Source organism: Occultella aeris, assembly GCF_902703175.1.
Taxonomy (GTDB): domain Bacteria; phylum Actinomycetota; class Actinomycetes; order Actinomycetales; family Beutenbergiaceae; genus Occultella; species Occultella aeris.
In genome coordinates this window covers 107226-126646 of sequence record NZ_CACRYJ010000053.1, presented here as the reverse complement: position 1 = coordinate 126646, position 19421 = coordinate 107226, and the positions used below count along the sequence as shown (strand labels likewise).

Below are 19421 nucleotides of genomic sequence, written 5' to 3'. Positions count from 1 at the left end.
ATCCTAGTGCGGCGATGCGGAAGGCGTCCGTCCGCGGTCCTCCGTGCTCTCTGCTTGTTCCCAACCGGACGTGGAGGTGGGAGACGATCGTCCGCTCGCCCTCAGCAGCTCGAACAGGCTCGAAAAACCCTGATCGCCGTGGCCGTCGGCGATCCGCCGATCCATCAGGATCTTGACCTCCCGCATCCGCACCGCATCGATGCCGAGAGACTCCCGGTGGCTGATCAGGTCGTCCATCAGGGCGGCCTGAACATCCAGGGAGCCGAGATCGGGCGCGTACTCGCCGTCCGCGACGGCGGTGCCGAAGGCGTTCACCAGCGGCACATACCCGCCGATCGAGGCGGCGACACGCTGCGCGAACTTCGCGACGTCGACCCCCTCCGCCCTCACGAGCCTGAAGGTGTGCAGCAGTCCGATGAGGAACTCGTAACCCACCGCCACCTGCGCCAGGAACTCCACAGCCGCCAGACCGGCGTCCTCGCCGTAGTACGCGATTGCACCCAGCGCCTGCAGCGTCGACTCATGGGCTTCGAAAGCACCACGGTCGCCGCTGAAGGAGAACATGACACTCGGGGTGCCCACGTACGTCGGATCTCCCATGATGCCGCCGTCGAGGTACTGCGCACCGCGCTCGCGCGCCCAGTCCGCGTTCGCTCTCGCCTGGACAGGAGAACCACTGGTCACATTCACCAGGACTTTGCCCGATACGGACGACTCGATCCTGGGGAGGACTGCGTCCACCGCCGCGCTGTCGAGGAGGCAGACGATGACGAGCGGGCTCGCTGCCACGGCTTCCACCGCCGTGGCGGCGACGCCTGCACCGGTCGCGGCCAGTGGCGCGGCCTTGGTCGCGGTGCGGTTCCAGACTGTCGTGCGATATCCGCGGTCTACGAGGGTTCTCGCGAGCGCCGACCCCATCTCACCGAGACCGAGCACGGTGACCTGGCTGTTCGTGGTCATGATCTTCCTTTCGTTCAGTTTGCGGCAGCTCGACGGCCGACGCCCGAAGCGGCTCTGCCTGCGGCGATCACGCCGAGAACGGAGATGCCCGCGAAGACGAGCATCAGCAGTTGCGCTGAGCGGACGAGGTCAGGTGCGGCGACGTTCACCACCACTCCGGCGAGCGCGGCGCTGAAGGCGCTCGCGATGATGAAGACCGTGTTGACCGCGGCGGCCGCCTTCGCTCCCTCTTCCTCGCCGTCGGTGCTGCCGAGGGCTGCGACGGTCAGGTGCGGGAATCCGAGCCCGATCCCGGCTCCCGCTGCGAACAGGGTGAGGAACCACGCGGCGATGACCGTGCCCGATGGGCCATCCTGCTGAAGCAGTCCGTATGCCGTGAGGCCCGCTGCCACCACCAGCGGTCCCGCCACGATGAGCCTGCGACGGGCCCTGTCTCCCGTCACATTCGCAGCGAACATCTGAGTGACGGACCATCCCAGCGACAATGCTGCTCCGAGCAGTCCGGCCACGAACGGGCTCAGCGCTCCGATCTCCTGACCGAACAGCGGGATGAATGCCTCGGTGCCGATTCCGAAGGCCAGAACCGCGACCGTCAGGTAGACCCAGCGAAGCGAGGACGCCCGCGCGAACGTGACCTTCGGCAGGATGCCCCTGCCGCTGCGCCGCTCATGGCGGATGAACCGCGCACCGAGCCCGACGCCGACGAGCAGTGCCACCGCGGTGGCGAGACCCGTCGGGACGACACTCGCCACGCTCACCGCGGCGACGCCACCCGTCAGCAGGAGCAAGGACGCCCACGGCACCGGCTCGGTTGGGCGACCTCGAGAGGTTCGCGGCATCGATCGAACGACGAGCACGCAGATGACAACGGCCACGACCGCCAGCACGACGAATGCGGCGCGCCAGGCGTCGAGCTGTCCGAACACGCCTCCCACGACGGGCCCGACGATGTTGCCGACCCCCCACATCGCCGACACCAGCGCAGCGGCACGTGCCCAGAGCCGTTCGGGCAGCGCTCGCTGGATGAGCGCATAGCCGAGGCCCGCGAGCAGACCGCCGCCGAGCCCCTGCACGGCACGCCCAGCAAGCAGTGCCGACATCCACGGGCTGCCCGCGCACAGTAGGGATCCGAGCGCGAAGAGGCCGAGGGCGAGGAGGTACGCCCGCACGGCCCCTTGCTGAGTGAGGATCCTGCTCACCAGCATCGAGCTGACCACGGAAGCCAGCAGGAATACCGTCATCGTCCACGCGTAGAACTCCGCGCCGCCGATCTCACCGACGATCGTAGGGAGGAGGCTCGTGGTGAGGTAGACGTTGCTCGCCTCCAGCAGCACACCGCCGGCGAGAACGGCTGCGATGGGTGCGTACTGCCGGCCGAGTAGCTCGCGCCATGTACCGGTGGGATCCGTGACCTGCTGGTCCTGCGTCATTCAGCGATGTCCTTCGCGCGTGGGTGGAGTCGGGCGGACGAAGTGTGTCTCGGACGCCTCTGCGAGCGTCCTGATGGCACGCTAATACCTCAGGTGAACTTGAGGTCAAGGAGAGAAACGATGGCGCTGGAACCCGACGATCTCCTCGCCATCGGCGAGGTCTCGCATCGCACCGGCGTCCCAGTGTCGGCGCTGCACTTCTACGAGCAGCTTGGCCTGATCGCCTCTACGCGCACCGCGGGCAACCAGCGCCGGTATCGACGCCACATGCTGCGACGGATCTCACTGATCGTCGTCGCGAAGCGGCTCGGCATTCCGCTGAGTGACGTGCAAGAGGTCTTCACGAGCCTCCCGCTGGATCATTCCCCGTCCCTGCGTGACTGGCGGCGGGTGGCGAAGCTGTGGCACACCGAGCTCGAGCTGCGACGGACCCAGCTCGACCACTTGCAACGCGAACTGACCGGATGCATCGGATGCGGCTGCGTCTCCCTCAAGGCGTGCCGCCTCCTCAACCCCGAGGACGCGCTCGGAGAGGATGGCCCCGGACCTCGACGAATCTGACGTCAGGAGGTGGGGCGCACTAGCCCGTGGCGAGAAATGAGCGGACGGTGTCGATGGTGTCCGCCTCGCCGGCCGTCTTGTCGTCGCGGTACCTGAGCACGCGCGCGAATCGGAGGGCGACGCCGCCCGGATAGCGCGACGACGTCTGGATGCCGTCGAACGCGATCTCGACCACCTGCTCCGGGCGCACGCGCACCACCCAGTCGTCGCGTTCGGTCGCCAGTTCCTCGAACCGGGCGGTCTGCCAGGCGAGCATCTCGTCGGTCATCCCCTTGAACGTCTTGCCGAGCATGACAAAACTGCCGGTCTCGGGATCACGGGCGCCGAGGTGGATGTTCGAGAGCCAGCCACGGCGTCGTCCACTGCCGCGCTCGACGGCGAGTACCACGAGGTCGAGGGTGTGTACCGGCTTCACCTTCACCCATGCCGAGCCGCGCCGGCCTGCGGCATACGGGGCGTCGGTGGACTTCACGACGACGCCCTCCTGCCCTGCCGCGATGGCGCCGGCGAGGAAGTCCCGGGCGGCGTCGGCGTCGTCGGTCAGCAGCCGCGGCACCCGCTGTGCGGCCGGCACCAGCTCCTCCAGGTGGCGCCACCGCTCGGAGGCGGGCGCGTCGAGGAGATCGGTGTCGTCGCGCAGGAGGAGGTCGAAGAAGTAGGGCGTGATCGCACCAGCGCGGGCTACCGCGGCCGCGCCGGCGGTGCCCGTCGAGGTGAGCGACGCCGTCTCCTGGAACGGCCGGGGCCGGCCGTCCGGGCCCAGGGCGAGGGCCTCGCCGTCGAGCACGACGCGCTCGGCCGGCAGCGCCCGGACCACCGCGACCACGTCCGGCAGCCGGTCGGTGATGTCCTCGAGGGAGCGGGTCACGAGCAGCACCCGGTCGCCGTCCTTGTGCGCCTGGATCCGTATCCCGTCGAGCTTGTGGTCCACCGCGAGCGGGGCCGCATCGCCGCCGAGCTTCTGCCACGCCCCGTCGAGGTCCGGTGCGCTGGAGGCGAGCATCGGCAGCACCGGCCGGCCCACCTGGAGCCGGAACTCCGCGAGCGCTGCCGTCCCGCCGGTCAGAGCCGCGACGGCAACCGGCAGCGTGGCCCCTGCGAACATCGCCGCCCGGCGTACCTGCGCCACCGGCACCCCGGCCGCGGCCGCCACGGCGTCCTGTACGAGTGCGTCGGAGGCGCCCTGGCGCAACTCGCCCGTGATGGCGCCACGCAGCCACGACTGTTCCTCCGCCGTCGCCTGCCCGAACAACTCGGCGACGGCCGCGGACCGCGCCGCCTGGGACCCGGCCCCAGCGAAGCGGGAGATCGCATCGAGGCCCTCGTGCACCTCGGAGACGCCGAGCGACGGAGACCCGGCCGGCGCCGGCAGTTCCGTCAGGGAGCGCCACCCGACGCCGACGCGTCGCTGCCGCAGAGCTCCGGACAGGTACGCCGTCACCGTCTCGATCTCCTCCGGCTCGGCGCGCTCCAGGGCCTGCGCCAGGGCGGCCACCTTTGCCTTCCGGGACCGGGTCGAGGCCACCACGGCCGACGTGGCCACCACCTCCGCGAGTCGCATCAACCCATTGTGGCGCGTGACACCGACAACCGTGGGGGAGCGGGAGCAAGGCGTGCACCTACGCTCGTGTCCATGCTCGACGAACCTGCGTCCGCCGCTGCGCCGGTACCGCTGCGGATCATGACCTTCAACATCAAGTTCGACGACGTGGCCGATCCGCGGGCCGCATGGGCGGGGCGTCGCGCCGCCGTCGCCGGGGTGATCAGGGACTCGGGCGCCGGTGTGGTCGCCCTGCAGGAGGTACTCGCCGGGCAGCGCGACGACCTGGCCGCGGATCTGCCCGACTACAGCGTGCTCGGCGTCGGCCGCGACGACGGCGCACGGGCCGGTGAGGCCGCCCCGCTACTGGTCCGTTCGGACCTGACCGTCCTGGACGCGGGCACGTTCTGGCTCTCGGCCACGCCCGAGGTGCCGAGCAGATACACCGACGGTGCGCTACCCCGGATCTGCACCTGGGCGCACGTGCGGCCGCCCGACGCGCCGGCGTCCGGCCGCGGACTGCACGTCTGGAACGTCCACCTCGACCACCTGGACGAGACGCTCCGCAGGCGCCAGCTCGCCGTCGTGCACGATCGGGCCAAGACCGCGGCCCGAGCACCTGGCCAGGCCCAGGTCCTGCTCGGCGACTTCAATGCCGGTCCCGGGTCCACGACGCTGACCGACACCCGGCGGGCGGGCTGGGAGGAGGCCCACGCCACCTCGCGGACCCGGCCTGCCGGTCCGGCGGGCACGTTCCACGACTGGACCCCCGGTACGGCGCTGGCGGACGCGAACGCCCGGATCGACCATGTGTTCGTCCGGGGCGGCATCACCGTGCACGCCCACGAGACCCTCCGGCCCGCTGCCGCGGTGATCCCGAGCGACCACTTCCCCGTGGTCGTGGACCTGACCGTGCCGGCCTGACCGGCGCCGGGGCGGCCCGGCCTCGGTCCGGCCGATGGGACGTAGATGACCGGTCGTGGTCGCGCCGTACATAATCGTGACGTCCCATCCGGCTCGTCGTGAACGGGAGCCCTACATGCAGGCGTGGCGCACGGACTCCGAACTGGCTGCGGCGCGCCGCGATCTCGCCGCCACCATCCCGGGGTACGTGGCTCCGGCGTCCTACGGGATCGCGCGCGTGGACTCCGGAACGCTGACGTTCGGCGCCGTGAACGCCGTGGGGAGCTCGCACCGGCTGCCCGCGGTCGTGCTGGCCTCGGTGTGCGGCTACACCGACCGCACCGGCACCTACCCGCTGACCCGGGAGCAGTTGGCCGCCGCGGCCGTGCTGCTCGCCCCTGCGGAGGCGGCCACGCACGTGGACCACCCGAACCTGTGGTCCTGGCGCGAGCTGCTCACCGACGCCGAGCCGTCGAGCACGTTCCTGGCGTTCTTCGTCGCGACCGGCGACGATGCTGAGCCCGTGGACGCCCACGACGCCGAGTTCCGGGCGCTGCTGCGCCGATCAGCGGGTGCGTAGCGCGGGCAGCACGTGCCGGGCCAGCAGCGGGGCCAGGTCCGCGGGCGAGGTTCCGATCGGCGTCCATCGCAGTTCCGCGATCTCGCGGGCGGCGTCGGGTGTCCCGGACAGCTCGGCCGTGTAGACGGTGGCATCCACGTGGGTGTCCGGCTCGTTCGCGGCCTCCTCGCGGAACGTCCCGAGTGGGACCAGGTCCGCCTCGTCGAGCTCGATGCCCAGCTCCTCGGCGACCTCCCGCACGGCTGCCTGCGCGGGTGATTCGCCGTCGTCGAGTTTGCCACCCGGGAGCATGAAGCGGGAGGTGCCGCGCTTGCGGACGGTGAGCAGGTGGTCGTCGGTGGTGAAGCACACCGCGGAGATGGTCAGGGTGGTGGGCACCCGAACACGGTACGCCGGGGCTGCGTCAATCGGCCGCAGCGTCCGAGGCGTGCCGCCCGTGCCGGCGCAGGGCGCCGTCGTGCAGCTCGACCGCCCGGTCCGCCCGCGCCATCAGTAGCGGGTCGTGCGTGGAGACCACGGCCGCCACGCCGCGAGCGTGGGTGAGTTCGGAGAGGAGCTCCATGATGGTCGCGGCGGTGCCGGAGTCGAGCTGACCGGTCGGCTCGTCGGCGATCAGGATCTTCGGCTCCGTCACCAACGCCCGGGCGATGCCGACGCGCTGCTGCTGCCCACCGGAGAGCTCGTAGGGGCGCTGGTTCGCGTGCGCCCCGAGCCCCACGAGCTCCAGCGTGGCGGCGACCCGCTCGTCCCGCTCGGCCGGTTCGGTCTCGAGCAGCCGCAGCGGCACCTCGACGTTCTCCGCTGCGGAGAGCACCGGGATCAGCCCGAACGACTGGAAGATGTAGGACAGTTCCCGGCGGCGCACGTCGAGGGCCTGCGTCTCCGGCATGGCGGTAAGTTCCCGCGTCCCGAGGTGCACGGTGCCCGACGTCGGGGCGTCCAGGCCACCGAGGATGTTCAGCAGGGTCGTCTTGCCCGAGCCCGAGGGCCCGCGGACCACGAGCAGTTCACCGGAGTGCAGGTCGAGGCTGACGTCCTCCAGCGCCTGGACGTCCCCGGACGGGCTCGGGTAGACGCGGCTGATCCCGGTCGCCGTCAGCGCAGCGGTCGAGGTGCTCATCGGGTCTCCTCAGCAGCGGGCGGCTGGGTCGGTCCGGTGTCGTCCACGCCGCTCGGGCCGGCTTGGTCGAACGAAGCGCCCGACGGCGGGGCGTCGCCTTCCGGCGCGGGCTTCGGGTCGTTCGTGGCGTCGCGCCAGACGCCGACGTGGTCCGGTTCCAGGGCCAGGCGCACCCTGTCCTTCAGTTCGAGGGCGCCGACGAAGTCGTGTGGCAGCTGCATCCGGCCGACCTTGTCCAGCACCGCGAACTCCTCGGCGATGTGCTGTTCCTGACCGTGCTCGTCGGTCTCCCGGCGGCGCAGCACCTCGGTGGAGGTGCGCCCGTCCCGGATCTGTACCGTGCGGCGCACGTGCTCGGAGACCGTCGGGTCGTGCGTCACGATCAGGACGGTCACGCCGAGCTTGGCGTTCACCGCCCGCATCATCTCGAGCACCTCGACGCTGGTCGCCTCGTCGAGCTCACCGGTCGGCTCGTCGGCAAGTAGCACCTTCGGTGAGTTCGCCACGGCGACGGCGATCGCAACACGTTGCTGTTCGCCGCCGGACATCTCGGTCGGCCTCCGGTCGCGGCAGTGCTCCACGCCGAGCAGCCGGAGGAGCTGTTCGGCGTGGGGGACCGACGCCTTGCCGGCCAGTGACATCGGCAGGCACACGTTCTCGAGCGCGGTGAGGTAGGGCAGCAGGTTGCGTGAGGTCTGCTGCCAGACGAACCCGACGGTGTGTCGCTGGTAGTCGACCCGGGCACGGCGGCGCATGGTGAGCAGGTCGGTGCCGGCCACGCTCGCCTTCCCCGCCGTTGGCGTGTCCAGGCCGGACAGGATGGTCAGCAGCGTGGACTTCCCGGACCCGGAGGCGCCCACGATCGCGACCAGGTCCCCGGCCGCGACGTGCAGGTTGAGGCCCTGCAGCGCCTGCACCTCGATGCCGTCGGCGGAGAAGATCCGCACCACGTCCTCGCAGAGGATCTCCCCGCCGCGCGGTGGCGCATCGGCGGCGGGCGTCGTCGTGTCGGTGGTGGTCATTGGGCATCTCCGATCCGCAGGACGGACAAGGACAGCCGGCGGGCGATCCCGCTGGCGAGGACGACGCAACCGGCCAGGATCGCCACGACGCCGGCGATCACCCCGACCAGGAGCAGGGGGTCATAGATGATCGGAGGCTGGGCGTCGTCACCCGTGAAGGGTCGCAGATCGACCGTGGCTCCCACGAGCTGGGGCAGGACCAGCCCGAGGGCGGTGCCGACCACGATTGCCACCACTGTCAGCGGCGCCGTCTCCCAGGCGACCAGGCTCCGGGTCAGCCCGGGGCCCACCCCGAGGGTGCGCAGCACGGCCATCAGCCGGCCCCGCGCCGGTGCCGCGAGCACGAGGGTCATCACGAGAGCGACGATGCTCAGCAGCACCGAGACCACCAGCGCGATCACGAAGCCCCGGATCATCGAACCGGCGCTGGGCGAGGCGAAGACGTCGGCCGCATTCTGCGCCGGCGAGGTGACCTGGCCCTCGCCGCCGACGACGTCATGCAGCGTCTCGGCGATGAGCGCGGGGTCCGCGTCGTCGGCGACGTCCACAAGCAGCAGCCGGGGGGACAGGTTCTGACCGGTGGCCCCGCGGAGCAGGCCGAGGTCCACCACTGCCCAGGACCGGCCTTCCGCCACCCCCGATGCGGCTTCCGCCTGCCCCACGACGCTCACCGGGACCGCGTCCGAGAAGACCAGTTCGAGTGGTACCTCGGTCTCCACCTCGTGCCCGGTGGACACCACGATCGGCAGCGAGTCGCCGTCGGGCGTGGCGAGCTCGGAGACGTCCAGCGCGCCAGGCACGTCCTCCTGGACCCGGGCCAGGGCGTCGGAGTCGACGGCGTACAGGTCGAGTCGACGGATGGTGCCATCCTCGCTGAGCGGCGTGTTCGGGATCGCGGTCACCGCCGCGACGTCCGTCACGCCGTCGGTCGCTGCGATCTGTGCGATCAGCTCCTCGGAGTAGACGGGGCCGGACATCCTGATGTCCGCGCCCGCGTCCGCCAGGGCGCCGCTGTCCGTGCCCGAACGCAGCGTCGTGATCATCGTGGTGGAGAACACCGCGATCGAGATCCCCACGATCAGGGCGAGCATCGGCACCACACCGGCGGAACCCTCGCGGATCGCGCGGGCGGACCCGAGGAAGCCGCCGAGGCGCCGCCGGGACCGGGTCAGGGCATGGACCATCCTGAGTGGGACCGGGTACAGCCGCAGCGCGATCACACAGGCGGCCAGGGCCAGCAACAGCGGGGTGGCCGTGGCGACCGGGTCCGCCTCCGCCGTCGCGTCCCCGATCCCGCGCTGGAGCATCAGGTAGACCGCTGCCGCCGCAAGGGCGAGCACCACCACCTCCACGACCCACCGCCACCGGCTCGTCGACCGGGCGCTCAGGTCCGGCCGGGACGCCCGCAGGCTCGGTACCGGGGAGGCCGCGAGGAAGACCGCTGGCGCGAGTCCGGCGGCGGCAGGTAGCAGGTAGTCGGTCCAGCCCGGCTGCGGACTCGGCACGAGGGCGGTCGCGAGCACAGCCCCGAGCGCTGCGGCGGGTAGGCCGAGTACCAGGCCCTCGAGGGCGAGCATCCCGCGGACCTGGCCACCGGAGCCACCGCGGGCACTGAGCAGGGCCAGTGTGGTCCTGCGCCGGGACACGGCGAGCCGGGCTCCGAGCGCGAGGATCGCGAAGACGACCCCGGCCGGTCCGGCCGCGACCATCGTCAGTACCGCCGCCGTGCCCTGCCAGCGAGCCGTCGCACCCGAGAGCACGTCGGTCAGGCCGCTGTCGAACCGCACCTCGACGGGCGGGCTGTGGCTGGAGTAGTCGAGACTCTGCGGCGTGCCGGTGAAGGAACGCAGGTCGGCGATCAGTGCGAGGGTGTCCGTCGTGGTCGGTTCGATGGGGATCCAGAACTCGGCACTCATCGCCGCCAGGCCGGTATTGGTCAGCCACGCCACGGTCTCCGGACTCACGTACCCGGTCGCGGTGAGATGCAGGCCGGTGTTGGGGTCGTCGATGATCAGCGGGCGCACCGTGTTCAGCTGGAACTGCCACTGCGGGTCTGCCGGATCGGCCGGCTCGAAGACCCCGCTCAACCGCAGCGGGATCTCCGCGCCACCACCGAAGCGCGGCAGGACCAGGACGTCCCCGACAGCCAGTCCGAGCCGCTCCGCCGTCTCGACCGAGAGGATGATGTCCGTGGCCGGGAAGGTACCCGTCAGGAGCGCGTCCCACTCCTCCTGGTTCTGCGCCTCGTTGATGAGGTCGTCCACCGGCGACGGGGCGGGGAGATCCCCTTCGACCATCCGGAGGTGGTCGGCGATGCCGGGATCGATCCGCAGCAGCAGACCCGCCTCAACCAGGTCCGAGGGCAACCCATTGGGCAGGGTCGGCAGGAACGGTTCGTCCGAGGTGACCGAGTAGCGCGGGGTGCCCGCGCTCGCGGCGAGCGCGGGACCGCCGTCCGCCACGGCGTCGGCGAGGGACGCGTCGAGCCGGGACCACGCGTCGGGATCCTGATCGAGGAACCAGCCGCTGTAGCCGCCGGTCAGAGCCCGCACCGGTGCCGGGGTCTGATCGATCTGGTAGTTGATCTCGTCGTTGAACGTGGACTGCTGCAGCCGCGGCCACGCGGTGAACAGGCCGGCCGCGACCAGGACGATCAGCGCGAGCGCGATCGACGCACCGGGAGAACTCGCGGCCTGGCGGCGCATCAGAGAGAACCTCATCGGATCTCCTCCCGCCACGTCGTGTCGAGGGCCTGGGCACGCACCCGGCGGCCGTACCAGAACGCGACGCCGGCCACGGTCGCGACGATCACGCCGAGCAGGGCCAGGCCGACCGGCAGGTCGAAACGCAGCCCGAGCGGCACGGCCTCGGAGATCTGCGGGGTGGTCGAGCGGACCAGGTCCACCATGACGAGCCACGACACACCGGCCCCCGCCACGATCCCCGCCAGGACCGCGCCGAGCTCGAGGCCCAGCAGTTCCTGACGCCGGGACCTGGCCTGCTGCGCGGAGCCCACCCCGACGGCGCGCAGCACCACCACCTCACCCCGCCGGGCCGCGGCCTGGGTCAGCGCGACCGCGGCAACCGCTGGGATCGCCAGCAGCAGCGCGCAGACCGCAGCCACCCAGTACACGGTGCGCGCGGGCGCTGCGATCGGGTCCGCGGAGCCGTCGGCGCCCAGCTGCACCTCGGCGCGCGGGTCGGCGATCGCGCGGGCCGCCGTCGCGACCTCGCCGGCGGCACCGGGCTCGGCGTCGATCCACGTCTCGGTGATCGCTGGGACGTTCACGGTGGACCGCAGCATCACGTCCGCGAAGGTCGGCAGGTCCGCGAGCGCGGCCGCCGGGTTCGGGTTGCCCGGCACCACGGCCACTTCTCCGGCCGCCTCCATCCGCACGGTCACGCCGTTCACCAGCACGTCGGTGCCACCGGGCAGGATCAGGCCGTCCCAGGCGCCAGTGGTGACGACCGGCAGGGTGGGTCGATCGGTGGACGCCGGCATGAACCGGACCGGCTCGGCGCGGTTCGTCCGCCCGGCGAAGCCGATCTCCGGCCCGATGCTCAGCACCGACGCGGACAGGACGCCGTCGTCGCCGGGGCTGATCGTCGATGTCGGATCGGCGAGGGGGAGGATGTCCGGCGTCCAGTCCGCGCCGACGTCCGCGAGCACGTCTGCCCCGTCCGCGGTGAGCGAGTCCACGGAGAGGTCGTAGTCGGTCACTGCCCATCCGGACTCGATGACGGCGTCGACGGCAACCATGCGCCAGGTGCCCGGTGACACATCCAGGGTCGTGGTCGTGGTCACCGGTTCACCCTGTCCGGGTGCCTCGACGATCTGCGCGCTCTGGGTGGCCTCGTCGAAGGTGAACGTCCCCTCGGCGCGCGCGATCGTGGTGTCGGACTGCAGGCGCACGAGCTCGACGCCGTTGAACAGCCAGAGGGCGAACACCACCTGCCGGTCGGGTCCGCCGCCGATGTCGCTGGAGTGGGCCGCCACCGTGGTGGTCAGGGACAGCTCGGTGGTGCCCGCGGGTAGCTCCGGCCCGCTCAGCACGTCCGGGTCTGCGCCGAGGAGGTCCGCCACGGCGGCCGGGTCCAGGACGGTGCTGGGTGCTGATCCGACGCCCAGGTCCGTGGCCGGCATGACGGTCAGCTGGCCGTCGAGCTCCTCCTGGCGCATCGAGGTCTGCAGCACCCCGGTGACTCCGGCCGCCCCGGGCACGTCGAGGTAGTCGGTCACGCCGCGCGGCGTCTCGCCGGATACCCGCGAGCCGTACACCACCCGGACGTCCGCGCCGCTGCTCACCTGGGCGGACATCGTGCGCAGTTGCGTCCAGGTGCCCGCGTACCCGGCCGCGAGGGTGGTGATCGCGGTGGCGAGCACCACGAGGATCACCGGTACCGCGTTCAGCGAGATCCGCCGCGCCGTCTGACGCAGGGGCATCGTGGGGGAGTAGGACCGGCCGCGCTCGGCCCGGCCGGCGAGCCACGCCGTCACCGGGCCGGCCAGCGCCACGGCGACGAGCGCGACCGCCAGCAGACCGAGCGCGGGGCCGACCACGGCGAGTGGATCCGGCACAGCCGTGCCCGGCACGAGCGGGGAACCGTTCAATGTGAAGCGCCAGAGCGTGAACGCCGCGGCAAGGACCACCAGCACCAGGGCACCGCCGGCCATGATGGTGGAGGACCGGCCACTCTCCGAGGTCGGCCGGAGGCCCCGCAGAGTCGCGACGGCGCCCACACCGGTCAGGATCACCGCCGTGATCACGGCCACGGCCGCGGCGATGGCCGCGATCGCGAGCGGGCGCGCCCCGGCACGGGTGCCGAGGGCGACGAACACGATCACGGCGCCGAGCACCGCGCCGGGCACGGCCAGGAGCACCGCCTCGGCCGCACCCATGCGGATCAGCTGGGCGTTGGCCGTGCCACGGGAGAGCAGCACCGTGGTCTCGCGTTCGCGCAGGGCAGCGAGGAGCCGGGCGATCTGCCAGACGGCCACGAGCGAGACGAGGGCGACGATCACCAGCGGGATCGTGGTCGCCGCGTCCACCGCGGCGAGCCCGGACGCGGCATCGTCGAGCGTGTCCGCCAGGCCGGCGGCGACCGTCAGCCCGCGGACGTCCACACCGGCGTCGTTCATGGCCTGCTCGAGCCCGGCCAGGCCAGAGCGCCACTCCGGCAGGTCCGCATCCGTCACGGTCGCTGGCGGCGTGATGGTCCACCGGACGTACGGCACGGAGCCGAGCTGATCTAGGGCCGGCTCCGTGACGATCAGGGGACCGAACTCACCGGTGATCGGGTCGGTGCCGCCCGCCACGAGTGCCTCGCCGGCCCAGTGCGGGTGCTCCGGATCGGCGGCCCGCCACGTGCCCGCGAGCGTCAGGGGGACCTCGGCCTCCTCGACGCCGAGGGCGATCACGTCACCGACCTCGAGGCCGAGGGTCTCGGCGGCGTCGGCCTGCAGCGCCGCCTCGGTGGGTCCGGTCGGCCACGCACCCCCGGTCAGCTCCGCGAACTCCATGATCGAGTCGTCGACGCCGAGCACGAGGGTCGCGTCGGACCCGCCGGCAGGGTCGCCGTCGGAGTCCTCACCGGAACCGTCGGAACCGTCGTCCTCGACGCCCGAGGCGACCGGCACTCCGACCGTACGCAGCGTTCGCCAGAGGACGGCATCGTCGGGCAGTTCCGCCGCGATCACCGCTCGGGCGGCCTCGTCCTGATCCAGCCCGTCGCCGTCGAGCCGCGTCTGCACCGTGGTGGTGGACCGGGCACCGCCGGCGTCGGCGAGCACGGTCCGGACCGCCGCGGCGGACGCGGTGTCGAGGTAGGTGACCGTTCCGGCCAGCGCCGCCGTGACCAGCGCGGCCATCAGGAGCAGGACCGTCACGATCGCCGACCGGGCACGGGTGCGCTGCAGCGCGTAGGTGTAACGCTGCATCTGCCGCCCCTCGTGGCCCCATAGTCACCGAAGGTGGCATCGTAGCGGTCCCGGCCGGGCTGCTACGCCGTCATCGGGCCGGGCGTGGCATGCGGGCGCAGGTCAGGCGCCCTTGCGCCGCCGTCCGGCGGTCGGGTCCAGCGGTGGCAGCGGCTTGCTCCAGAGCCAGGACGTGAAGAACTCCTCCAGGTCCACCCCGGTGCGCTCCTGGGCGAGCTCCGTGAACATCTGCGTGGTTACGCCGCCGTGCCGGTAGGTGGTGGCCCAGGCGTGCAGCAGGCCGAAGAACGGTTCGTCGCCGATCCGCAGCCGTAGCGCATGCAGGGCGAGCGCACCGCGCTTGTAGATCCGGTCGTCGAACATCAGGTCCGGGCCCGGGTCGGCGAGCACGAGGTCCTGGTCCAGGGCGGCCAGCCGCTTGGCCTGCCGGGCTGCGTGTTCGGCGGCGCTCGGGCCGCCACCGGCCTCCGACCACAGCCACTCGCTGTAGCAGGCGAAGCCCTCGTGCAGCCAGATGTCGCGCCAGTGCCGCAGCGTGAGGCTGTTCCCGAACCACTGGTGCGACATCTCGTGGGCGACGAGCCGCTGGGTCTCCCAGTCGGTGCTCAGGTGGTTCGCGCCGAAGATAGACAGGCCCTGCGCTTCGAGCGGGATCTCCAGGTCGTCCGGGGTGACCACCACCGTGTAGCCGCTTGCGAACGGGTACGGGCCGTAGAGCCGCTCGAACAGCGTCATCATCTCGCGCTGGCGACCGAAGGTCGCCCTGACCTTGCCGTTCGACCCGGCGGTCTGCGCGACCCGCAGCGCCGGGGACCCGCCGTCGTCGGCGATCGTGTACCGCCCGATCTGCACGGTCGCGAGATACGTCGCCATGGGTTCGGGCTGGTCGAACGTCCAGGTGGTGCGGCTGGACCGGCGCCGGCTGCCGGTGAAGGTGCCGTTGGCGACCACGAGATACTCGTTCGGAACGGTCACCGCGATCGCATAGCTCGCCTTGTCAGAGGGCCGGTCGTTGCAGGGGAACCACGACGGCGCCCCGTGCGGCTGGGAGGCGACGATCGCCCCGTCCTCGAGCTCCTCGAAGCCGGCCTCGCCGTCGATGCCGGGTACGGTCTCCGGTGGGCCGTCGTAGTGCACGGTCACCGTGAAGGTGGCGCCCGCCGTGATCTGCTCCCGCGGCTTGATGACGAGCCGGCCGGACCGGTGTGAGTACTTCGCGTTCGCCCCGTCCAGGCGGACCTTCGTGACCCGCAGGGCGTGCAGGTCGAGCGCGAACCTGGCCAGGTCCGTCTCGGCGACGGCACTGATGACCGCTGTACCGGTGAGTTGGTGAACGCCCGGTCGGTAGTCGATCTCCACCTCGTACCGGCGCACCGAGTAGGAGGTGTCGCCGTGGCCCGGGACATAGCGGTCGGCCCCTGCCGGCGCGCTCATCGGGCTGACAGCACGGGGTCGTCCGCGTCGTCGTCGACCCACGGTCCGATCGGGTTGCCGATCCAGCGGGTCTTGTCCGGCACCGACTCGCCGCGCATCACCAAAGACATCGGTCCCACGGTAGCGTGCCGGCCGAGCGTCGCCGACGGCAGGATCACGCTGTGGGTGCCGAGCGTTGCGCCCACCCTGAGCGTGACCTGTTCGAGGGAGAGCACCCGGTCGTGGAACAGGTGGGTCTGCACCACGCAGCCGGGGTTCACGGTGACCCCGTCACGGAGGTCGACCAGGTCCATCTCGGGCAGCCAGTAGCTCTCACACCAGACGCCGCGGCCCACCTTCGCCCCGAGCAGGCGCAGCCACACGTTCAGCACCGGGGTGCCGAGCGTCGCACGGGCGAACCAGGGCGCCGCGACCACCTCGGTGAACGTGTCGGCGAGCTCGTTGCGCCACACGAACGTGCTCCACAGCGGGTGGTCGCCGACCCGCACCTTTCCGATCAGGAGCCACTTGGCGCCCACGGTGACGCCGGCCGCCACGGCGCCACCGACGATCAGCACCAGCCCGGTGCCGAGCACCGGCAGCCACCACGCGAGGATCGCGAGGGCCTGCACGGCGACCACCACACCGAGCCCGATCGCGGATGCCACCATCACCGGGATCACCCGGCACGCCTCAACCAGGGCACGGGCCACACGGAGCCGGGTCGGCGGAGCGTAGGTGCGTTCCTCGCCACCCTCGGCCGCGGAGCGACGCAACTTGGTCGGCGGGCTGCCCAGCCAGGACGTGCCGGACTTCGCCTTGGTGCGCCGTGGCGCGGCGGACAGCACCGCGACCAGACCGCGCTTGGGAACCTTCCGGCCGGGCGCCGTCATCCCGGAGTTCCCGACGAACGCGCGCTTGCCGATCTTCACGTGTTCCGCGCGCAGCCAGCCGCCGCCGAGCTCGTAACCGCCGAGCAGCGTGTCGTCGGCGAGGAACGCGCCGTCGGCCACGGTGGTCAGCGACGGGACCAGCAGCACCGTGGAGGCCTCGACGTCCTTGCCGATCCGCGCCCCGAGCAGCCGCAGCCAGGTGGGCGTGAGCCAGCTCGCGTACAGCGGGAACAGCCAGGTGCGAGCCTCGTCCAACACCCGCAACGTGCTCCAGACCTGCCAGGCGATCCGGCCGTGGACCGGGTGCGGCCCCGGCTGCAGCCGGATCGAGAACGCCCGGACGGTGACCAGGACCAGCAGCGCCAGGGCGAACCCCCCGACGACGGTGGCCAGCGGCAGCCACGCGAGCGCCGCGAGCGCGGTCTCGCCGAGGGACTGCGAACCCCGCACGGCCGGTGCGATGACCGCGATCGCGGCGCCGACGGCGAGCACGGGCATGGCGGAGAGCAGGAACGCGGTGAGCCCGTACGCGAACTGCCAGCCGCGGCGCCGAGGGGGCTGCTGGTCCTGCCACGGGCCGCGAGCCTTGCGGCGGCGGGTGGCGGGTGAGCCGGACCACTCCTCGCCGGCGGGGACCTCGCCGGAGACGAGCGAACCCGCGCCGATCTCCGCGCCGGCACCGACCACGGACCCGGGCAGGACCATGCTGCGCGCACCGATCCTGGCCCTCGGCCCGACCTCGATCCGGCCGACGTACAGGGTGTGCCCGTCCAGCCAGTACCCGTTCAGGTCCACCTCGGCCTCGACCGAGGCCTCCGTGCGGAGCGTGAGCATCCCGGTGATCGGGGGGATGGTGTGCAGGTCGACACCGCGTTCGACCGTGGCGCCGAGGGTCCGGGCGTACCAGGTCATCAGCGGGGCACCGGAGAGGTTGAGCACGCCGATCTCCTCGGCCACCCGTTCGGCGAGCCAGAGCCGCAGGTGCACCTTGCCGCCCCGGGGATGGGTGCCCGGCGTCACCCCACGCAGGATGATCCGGGCGAGCGCCGCGGTGAGCAGGACCCGTCCGGGCGGGGTGAGGAACAGCAGCCATCCGGCAAGTACCCACCACCAGGACAGCGTCGGCAGCCATCCCAGGTCCAGGGCTGCCACGGCGACGTTGTTCGCGGCAGCGATCCAGGTGAGCCAGCGCATCCCGCCGAGGGTGCGCAGGGCGAACGTGGCGAGCACCTGACCGACCTGGGTCTTCAGCGGGACCGGGTGCACCGGCTCGTTCGTGCGCCCGGTGGGGGCGGCGAGAGCGTCCAGGTACGCGGCCAGCGAGGCGATCGTTGGCTGCTCGTAGACGTCCGCGACGGTCGCCTCGGGGTACCGCTCGCGCAGCCGCGCGACGAGTTGCGCGGCGGTGAGGCTGGCGCCGCCGAGGTCGAAGAAGTCGTCGGCCGGCCCGGCGCCGTCGACGGCGAGGATCTCCGCCCACAGCTCGGCGACCCACGCGGCGGTGCCGGTCAGGGTGGACGGTCGGGCCGACGTCGACTTCGCGGTGGGCACCGGCCACGGCAGGGCGTCCCGGTCGATCTTGCCGGACGTGCGGGTCGGCAGGGTGTCCACCGGGGCGAGCCGCGGCACGAGGGCCGCGGGCATGCTCTCGCGGAGCCGGGCCAGGGCAGCCGGGGCATCGAACCCGGGGTCGACGGTGAGGTAGCCGACGAGCAGCTGGTTCCCGGAGGACGTCGTGCGCACGGCGGCCGCAGCCCCGTTCACCCCGGGCAGGTCCATCAGCGCGGAGTCGATCTCACCGAGCTCGATGCGCCGACCGCCCAGTTTGATCTGGTCGTCGATGCGGCCCGCGAACAGCAGGCCCTCCTCCTCGTAGCGGACCAGGTCGCCGCTGCGGTAGGCCCGGTCCCAACCGAGGGAGGGCATCGGGGCGTACTTCTCCGCATCCTTGGCCGGGTCCAGGTAGCGGGCCAGGCCCACACCACCGATGATCAATTCCCCGGTGCCGCCCGGTGGCACCGGCATCCCCTGGTCGTCGACCACGGCGAGGTCCCAGCCCGCGAGCGGCAGCCCGATCCGGACCGGCGGCTCGCCGGTGAGCCGCGCAGCACAGGAGACCACGGTCGCCTCCGTGGGGCCATAGGTGTTCCACACCTCGCGGGTGGCGCTCGCGTACCGGGCCCCGAGCTCCGGCGGGCAAGCCTCGCCGCCGACGATGAGCAGCCGGACGTCGTCGAGGGCCTGCGGCGGCCACAGCGAGACCAGGGTGGGCACGGTGGACACGACCGTGATCCGGTTCGCCACCAGCCACGGGCCGAGGTCCATCCCGCTGCGGACCAGGGACCGGGGCGCGGGCACCAGGCAGGCGCCGTACCGCCAGGCGAGCCACATCTCCTCGCACGAGGCGTCGAAGGCGACGGACAGCCCGGCCATGACCCGGTCGCCCGGGCGGAGCGGGTCGGACTGCAGGAAGAGCTCCGCCTCGGCGTCCACGAAGGCCGCGGCGCTGCGGTGTGAGACGGCCACGCCCTTCGGGGTGCCGGTGGATCCGGACGTGAAGATGATCCAGGCGTCGTCGGTCAGGCCCGGGCCGCCGGGATCGCTGGTGCCGGCAGCCCCGGCGTCACCGGCGCTGTCGCTCTGCCGGTGCGACGTGACGACCAGGTCGTCGCCGAGCGCGGCCGCCACGGCAGCCTCGCCGAACACGGTCCGGGCGCGCTCCTCGGGATCATCCACGTCCACCGGCACGTAGGCGGCCCCGGCGAACAGGATCCCGAGGATCGCCGTGTACAGGTCGGTGGTGCCGGACGTGATCCGCACGCCCACGCGGTCCCCGCGCGTCACCCCGGCGTCCGCGAGGACCGCGGCGAGCGTCTCGGCGGCCTCGTTGAGGTCGGCGTAGGTGAGCATCTCGACGCCGTTGTCGATCGCGGGGGCCTCCGGGTACCTGGCCACGACGTCTGTGAAAATGTCCACCAACGTCCGCGGTGCAGGCGCCAGATCGGCGGCGAGCAGGCTCAAGGCAGGGTCCAGGACGACATGCCCGGATTATCGGTCATCG

Annotated in this window: 13 protein-coding genes; 3 read left to right on the top strand and 10 right to left on the bottom strand. The window is 71.9% G+C overall.

Going from position 1 to position 19421, the window contains the following annotated elements:
* Positions 1–3: 3 nt before the first annotated feature.
* Together HALOF300_RS18065 and HALOF300_RS18060 are read right to left on the bottom strand one after the other, a co-directional pair.
* Complete coding sequence (locus tag HALOF300_RS18065; RefSeq protein WP_156742299.1) at positions 4–960, bottom strand: NAD(P)-dependent oxidoreductase; 957 nt, start codon at positions 958–960, stop codon at positions 4–6.
* Positions 961–974: 14 nt separating this feature from the next.
* A complete protein-coding gene (locus HALOF300_RS18060; protein WP_156742298.1) occupies positions 975–2390 on the bottom strand; it encodes an MFS transporter in 1416 nt (471 codons plus the stop codon).
* A gap of 120 nt (positions 2391–2510) precedes the next feature.
* On the opposite strand from HALOF300_RS18060, the gene soxR reads away from it, so the two are divergent.
* Entirely contained in the window at positions 2511–2951 is a 441-nt protein-coding gene (soxR, locus tag HALOF300_RS18055) for a redox-sensitive transcriptional activator SoxR (RefSeq protein ID WP_156742297.1), read from the top strand.
* A gap of 19 nt (positions 2952–2970) precedes the next feature.
* Here the strand turns inward: soxR and HALOF300_RS18050 are convergent, their stop codons facing one another.
* Positions 2971–4512, bottom strand: a complete 1542-nt coding sequence (locus HALOF300_RS18050) for an ATP-dependent DNA ligase (RefSeq protein WP_156742296.1) — start codon at positions 4510–4512, stop codon at positions 2971–2973.
* Positions 4513–4584: 72 nt separating this feature from the next.
* Between HALOF300_RS18050 and HALOF300_RS18045 the strand changes: the two genes are divergently transcribed.
* Both HALOF300_RS18045 and HALOF300_RS18040 read left to right on the top strand, forming a co-directional pair.
* Entirely contained in the window at positions 4585–5415 is an 831-nt protein-coding gene (locus tag HALOF300_RS18045; RefSeq protein ID WP_156742295.1) for an endonuclease/exonuclease/phosphatase family protein, read from the top strand.
* Positions 5416–5530: 115 nt separating this feature from the next.
* Positions 5531–5974 carry a hypothetical protein gene (locus tag HALOF300_RS18040; RefSeq protein ID WP_156742294.1) on the top strand — a complete coding sequence of 148 codons (444 nt, stop codon included), beginning with the start codon at positions 5531–5533 and terminating at the stop codon, positions 5972–5974.
* On the opposite strand, the gene HALOF300_RS18035 is transcribed toward HALOF300_RS18040, so the two are convergent.
* The 7 genes from HALOF300_RS18035 to HALOF300_RS18005 form a co-directional block, all read right to left on the bottom strand.
* Positions 5960–6352 (bottom strand): NUDIX hydrolase, encoded by a 393-nt coding sequence (locus tag HALOF300_RS18035; protein ID WP_156742293.1) that lies wholly within the window; start codon positions 6350–6352, stop codon positions 5960–5962. The genes HALOF300_RS18040 and HALOF300_RS18035 overlap by 15 nt on opposite strands.
* A 25-nt stretch (positions 6353–6377) precedes the next feature.
* The gene (locus tag HALOF300_RS18030; protein WP_156742292.1) at positions 6378–7094 is read right to left on the bottom strand and encodes an ABC transporter ATP-binding protein; all 717 of its coding nucleotides are present in this window, start codon (positions 7092–7094) and stop codon (positions 6378–6380) included.
* Positions 7091–8116, bottom strand: a complete 1026-nt coding sequence (locus HALOF300_RS18025) for an ABC transporter ATP-binding protein (RefSeq protein ID WP_156742291.1) — start codon at positions 8114–8116, stop codon at positions 7091–7093. The genes HALOF300_RS18030 and HALOF300_RS18025 overlap by 4 nt, the downstream gene beginning before the upstream one ends.
* The gene (locus tag HALOF300_RS18020) at positions 8113–10836 is read right to left on the bottom strand and encodes an ABC transporter permease (protein ID WP_156742290.1); all 2724 of its coding nucleotides are present in this window, start codon (positions 10834–10836) and stop codon (positions 8113–8115) included. The genes HALOF300_RS18025 and HALOF300_RS18020 overlap by 4 nt, the downstream gene beginning before the upstream one ends.
* A complete protein-coding gene (locus HALOF300_RS18015; protein ID WP_156742289.1) occupies positions 10833–14054 on the bottom strand; it encodes an FtsX-like permease family protein in 3222 nt (1073 codons plus the stop codon). The genes HALOF300_RS18020 and HALOF300_RS18015 overlap by 4 nt, the downstream gene beginning before the upstream one ends.
* 102 nt (positions 14055–14156) lie before the next feature.
* Positions 14157–15488 (bottom strand): M1 family metallopeptidase, encoded by a 1332-nt coding sequence (locus tag HALOF300_RS18010; RefSeq protein ID WP_156742288.1) that lies wholly within the window; start codon positions 15486–15488, stop codon positions 14157–14159.
* Complete coding sequence (locus HALOF300_RS18005; RefSeq protein WP_156742287.1) at positions 15485–19381, bottom strand: Pls/PosA family non-ribosomal peptide synthetase; 3897 nt, start codon at positions 19379–19381, stop codon at positions 15485–15487. Before HALOF300_RS18005 ends, HALOF300_RS18010 begins: the two co-directional genes overlap by 4 nt.
* Between the last annotated feature and the right edge of the window lie 40 nt (positions 19382–19421).